General features: G+C 77.4%; 4 protein-coding genes. All 4 read left to right on the top strand.

The features are described from left to right. Window positions 1-34 precede the first annotated feature (34 nt). Window positions 35-850 (top strand): TlyA family RNA methyltransferase, encoded by an 816-nt coding sequence (locus ABD317_RS33950; protein ID WP_344295195.1) that lies wholly within the window; start codon window positions 35-37, stop codon window positions 848-850. Then, entirely contained in the window at window positions 847-1,740 is an 894-nt protein-coding gene (locus ABD317_RS33945) for an NAD kinase (protein ID WP_037784211.1), read from the top strand. Before ABD317_RS33950 ends, ABD317_RS33945 begins: the two co-directional genes overlap by 4 nt. 169 nt (window positions 1,741-1,909) lie before the next feature. Further along, on the top strand, window positions 1,910-3,676 hold the full coding sequence (gene recN / locus ABD317_RS33940) for a DNA repair protein RecN (protein WP_344295193.1): 1,767 nt from the start codon (window positions 1,910-1,912) through the stop codon (window positions 3,674-3,676). A 309-nt stretch (window positions 3,677-3,985) separates the two neighbouring features. Beyond that, the coding region (locus ABD317_RS33935; RefSeq protein ID WP_344295190.1) for a glycosyltransferase at window positions 3,986-4,440 on the top strand (455 nt) is incomplete at its 3' end.

Raw genomic sequence — 4,440 nt, 5'->3', positions numbered from 1 at the left:
GCCCCGGCGCGCACCCGTACCGGCCGGGGAACCCGTGAGCGGTGCCCGGCGGCGCCGGCTCGACGCGCAGCTGGTCAGCCGCGAGCTGGCCCGCTCCCGCGAGCACGCCGGCCGCCTCATCGCCGCCGGCCGCGTCACCGTCGGCGGCATGGTCGCCACCAAGCCCGCCACCCAGGTCGAGACGTCCGCGGCCGTGGTCGTCGTCCCCGACGACGCCGACCCCGACTACGTCTCCCGCGGCGGCCACAAGCTCGCCGGCGCGCTGGCCGCGTTCGAGCCCCGCGGGCTGCGCGTCGCCGGCCGGCGCGCCCTCGACGCCGGCGCCTCCACCGGCGGCTTCACCGACGTGCTGCTGCGCGCCGGCGCCGCGCACGTCGTCGCCGTGGACGTCGGCTACGGCCAGCTCGCCTGGAAGCTGCAGAGCGACGAGCGGGTCACCGTCCGGGACCGTACGAACGTCCGTGAGCTGACGCTCGACCACCTCGACGGCGAGCCCGCCGAACTCGTCGCCGGCGACCTGTCGTTCATCCCGCTCGGGCTGGTGCTGCCCGCGCTGGTGCGCTGCGCCGCGCCCGACGCGGACCTCGTGCTCATGGTCAAGCCGCAGTTCGAGGTCGGCAAGGAGCGCCTCGGCAGCGGCGGCGTGGTCCGCAGCGCGGAGCTGCGCGCCGAGGCGGTGCGCGGGGTCGCCGGGCAGGCGGCGGCGCTCGGGCTCGGCGTGCGTGGCGTCACGGCGAGCCCGTTGCCCGGGCCGAAGGGAAACGTCGAGTATTTTCTGTGGCTGCGCGCCGGGGCGCCCGCGCTGGACCCGGCGGACGTGGAGCGTGCCGTGGCGGAGGGGCCCCGATGACAGACCGCACCGTGTTCCTTCTCGCCCATACGGGCCGGCCCGCGGCGATCCGCAGCGCCGAGCTGGTCGTGCGCGGCCTGCTGCGCTCCGGCGTCGGCGTGCGCGTGCTCGCCGACGAGGCGGCCGACCTGCCGCTGCCGCCGGAGGTGGAGCTGGTCGACCCGGGTCCGGGGGTGATGGACGAGTGCGAGCTGCTGATCGTGCTCGGCGGCGACGGCACGCTGCTGCGCGGCGCCGCCTTCGCCCGCAGCTCCGGGGTGCCGATGCTCGGCGTCAACCTCGGCCGCGTCGGCTTCCTCGCCGAGGCCGAGCGGGACGACCTCGACAAGGTCGTGGACCGGGTGGTGACGAAGGAGTACGAGGTCGAGGAGCGGATGACGCTCGACGTCCTGGTACGCAACGACGGCCGGACCGTGCACGCCGACTGGGCGCTCAACGAGGCGTCCGTGGAGAAGGCCGCCCGCGAGCGCATGCTGGAGGTCGTCACCGAGGTCGACGGCCGGCCCGTCTCCCGCTTCGGCTGCGACGGCGTCGTCTGCGCGACGCCGACCGGCTCGACCGCGTACGCCTTCTCGGCCGGCGGACCCGTCGTCTGGCCCGAGGTGGCGGCGCTGCTGATGGTGCCGATCAGCGCCCACGCGCTGTTCGCCAAGCCGCTGGTCACCTCGCCGGACTCGGTCCTGGCCGTGGAGGTGCAGCCGACGAACCAGCACGGCGTGCTGTGGTGCGACGGCCGCCGCACCGTCGATCTGGAGGCCGGCGCGCGCGTCGAGGTGCGCCGGGGCGCGGTGCCGGTGCGGCTGGCGCGGCTGCACCACGCCTCGTTCACCGACCGGCTGGTGGCGAAGTTCGCGCTGCCGGTGGCGGGCTGGCGGGGCGCGCCGAACTGACGCGCGGCCCGTCCCGCGCACGGGCCCACCCGGTGCCGCGGCCCGGCGCCGCAGACCGGCGCCGGGGCCCGCCGGTGCCGTCCGCCCGCGCTCCCGGCCGGGCCGCTGATCACGACGCCCCTCGCGACGCGGTGCCGGAACCTCGTATGGTCGTACCGTGTTGGAGGAGATGCGGATCCAGTCCCTGGGCGTCATCGACGACGCGGTCGTCGAGCTGTCGCCCGGCTTCACGGCCGTGACGGGCGAGACCGGCGCCGGCAAGACCATGGTCGTCACCAGCCTCGGGCTGCTGCTCGGCGGGCGCGCGGACGCCGCCCTCGTACGCATCGGCGCCAGGTCCGCCGTCGTGGAGGGCCGGGTCGCCGTACCCGAAGGCTCGCCCGCCGCGGTGCGCGCCGAGGACGCGGGCGCGGAGCTGGACGACGGCGCCCTGCTCATCAGCCGTACGGTCTCGGCCGAGGGCCGCTCCCGGGCGCACCTCGGCGGCCGCGGCGTGCCCGTCGGCGTCCTCGGCGAGCTGGCCGAGGACCTGGTCGCCGTGCACGGGCAGACCGACCAGCAGGGGCTGCTGAAGCCGGCGCGGCAGCGGCAGGCGCTCGACCGGTACGCGGGCGACGCGGTCGCCGCGCCGCTGGCCAAGTACGCCGCGGCGTACCGCAGGCTGCGCGCCGTCAGCGCCGAGCTGGACGAGATCACCACCCGGGCGCGCGAGCGGCTGCAGGAGGCCGACCTGCTGCGCTTCGGTCTTGAGGAGGTCTCCGCCGCGGAGCCGCGGGCCGGCGAGGACGTCGAGCTGGCCGCGGAGGCCGAGCGGCTGGGCTACGCCGAGGCGCTGGCCGCCGCCTCAGCCGCCGCACACGCCGCGCTCGCGGGCGACCCGGCCGACCCCGAGGCGGTCGACGCCGGGACGCTCGTCGCGGGCGCACAGCGCGCCCTGGGGGCCGTACGGGCCCACGACCCGGCGCTCGCCGGGCTCGCCGACCGGCTCACCGAGGTCGGCATCCTCCTCGGCGACGTGGCGCAGGAGCTGGCGGCGTACGGCGACGGCATCGACGCCGACCCGCTGCGGCTGGCCGCGGTGGAGGAGCGCCGGTCGGTGCTCACCCACCTCACCCGCAAGTACGGCCACGAGCCCGCCGGCGGCGGGGGAGCGGCCGGGGACGGCAGCGTCGCCGCCGTCCTGGAGTGGGCCGAGGCGGGCGCCGCCCGGCTCGCCGAGCTGGACGGCGACGACGAGCGCATCGAGGAGCTGACCGCCGAGCGCGACGTGCTCCGCGGCGAACTGGCGCATCTCGCGCAGGCGCTGAGCGAGGCGCGCGGCGAGGCGGCGGAACGCTTCGGCACGGCCGTCACCGCCGAGCTGACCGAGCTGGCCATGCCGCACGCGCGGGTGACGGTCGGCCTGCGCCGCACGGAGGCCGCCGAGGGCGCCGACGGGCTGGAGATCGACGGCCGCAACGTCGCGTACGGCCCCACGGGCGTGGACGAGGCCGAGCTGCTGCTCGCCCCGCACCCCGGGGCACCGCCGCGGCCCATCGCCAAGGGCGCGTCCGGCGGCGAGCTGTCGCGGGTGATGCTGGCGGTCGAGGTGGTCTTCGCCGGCTCCGACCCCGTCCCGACGTACCTGTTCGACGAGGTCGACGCGGGCGTCGGCGGCAAGGCCGCGGTCGAGGTGGGCCGCCGGCTCGCCCGGCTGGCGCGCGGCGCGCAGGTCGTCGTGGTGACCCACCTGCCGCAGGTCGCGGCGTTCGCCGACCGCCAGCTGCTGGTGGAGAAGACCAGCGACGGCGCGGTCACCCGCAGCGGCGTGACCGTGCTGGACGGCGAGGCGCGGGTGCGGGAGCTGTCCCGGATGCTGGCGGGCCAGGAGGACTCCGAGACGGCCCGGGCGCACGCGCAGGAGCTGCTCGCGGCGGCCCGCGCCGGGGCGGAGTAGCGGCGGGCGGTACGCGGGCGGCGCGCGGGGCCGGCGTGGCCGTGTAGGCCGAACGGGTGCCTTGGGCAACCTCCGCCCGACCCGGTGCGTCTTCCGGTGTGGTCGGGCGGAATGCACCGCGCCGTACGGCCCCCTCCGCGCGACTTCCCTCCGCGCGACGGGCGTGCGGGACATCGCCCGGAAGGGTGGTGCATGTCTGACCTGTACGCCCGTACAGAGCGGTTGGCGGCGCCGAGCCGGGTCCGGTGGCTTCCGGGGAGTGGCATCCTGGGCTGGCCCTGCGACGCCACGGACAGGAGTTCCGGCCCAGTGAGCAGCACCCCCGCACCGCCCCACGGCCACACCGCGCTGCACGCCGTGCAGCTGGTCGGCCGCGGCGAGGCCGGCAGCGGCGTCCATGTGCGCTCGCTGGCGGCCGGGTTGGTGGCCCGGGGCATCCGGGTCACGGTGGTCGCGACGCCCGACGCCGCCGAGCGCTACGGCTTCGCCGCCGCCGGGGCGCACATCGCCCGGCTGCCCGAGGGCGGCGGGCTGGCCACCGCGCCGCTGTGCACGGCGACCGCGCTGCGCGCGGCGTGCGCCGGGGCGGACCTCGTACACGCACACGGGCTGCAGTGCGGGCTGATGGCGTGCTCGACGATCCTCGGCCAGCGGCGGCCGCTGGTCTTCACCTGGCACACGAGGAACAACCCGGACGGGGTACGGGGCCGGGTGCTGCCCCTCCTCGAACGGCGGGTGTCCCGGTCCGCCCGCGTCGTCCTCGG

Source organism: Streptomyces synnematoformans, from assembly GCF_039531005.1.
Lineage (GTDB): Bacteria > Actinomycetota > Actinomycetes > Streptomycetales > Streptomycetaceae > Streptomyces > Streptomyces synnematoformans.
The sequence above is the reverse complement of the archived record's forward strand: the minus strand, read 5'-3'. Positions and strand labels throughout refer to the sequence as shown.

Excerpts from the sequence above, each read along its gene's own strand:
- recN (WP_344295193.1), top strand. The coding sequence starts at position 1,910 with ATGCGGATCCAGTCCCTGGGCGTCATCGACGACGCGGTCGTCGAGCTG.
- ABD317_RS33945 (WP_037784211.1), top strand. The coding sequence starts at position 847 with ATGACAGACCGCACCGTGTTCCTTCTCGCCCATACGGGCCGGCCCGCG.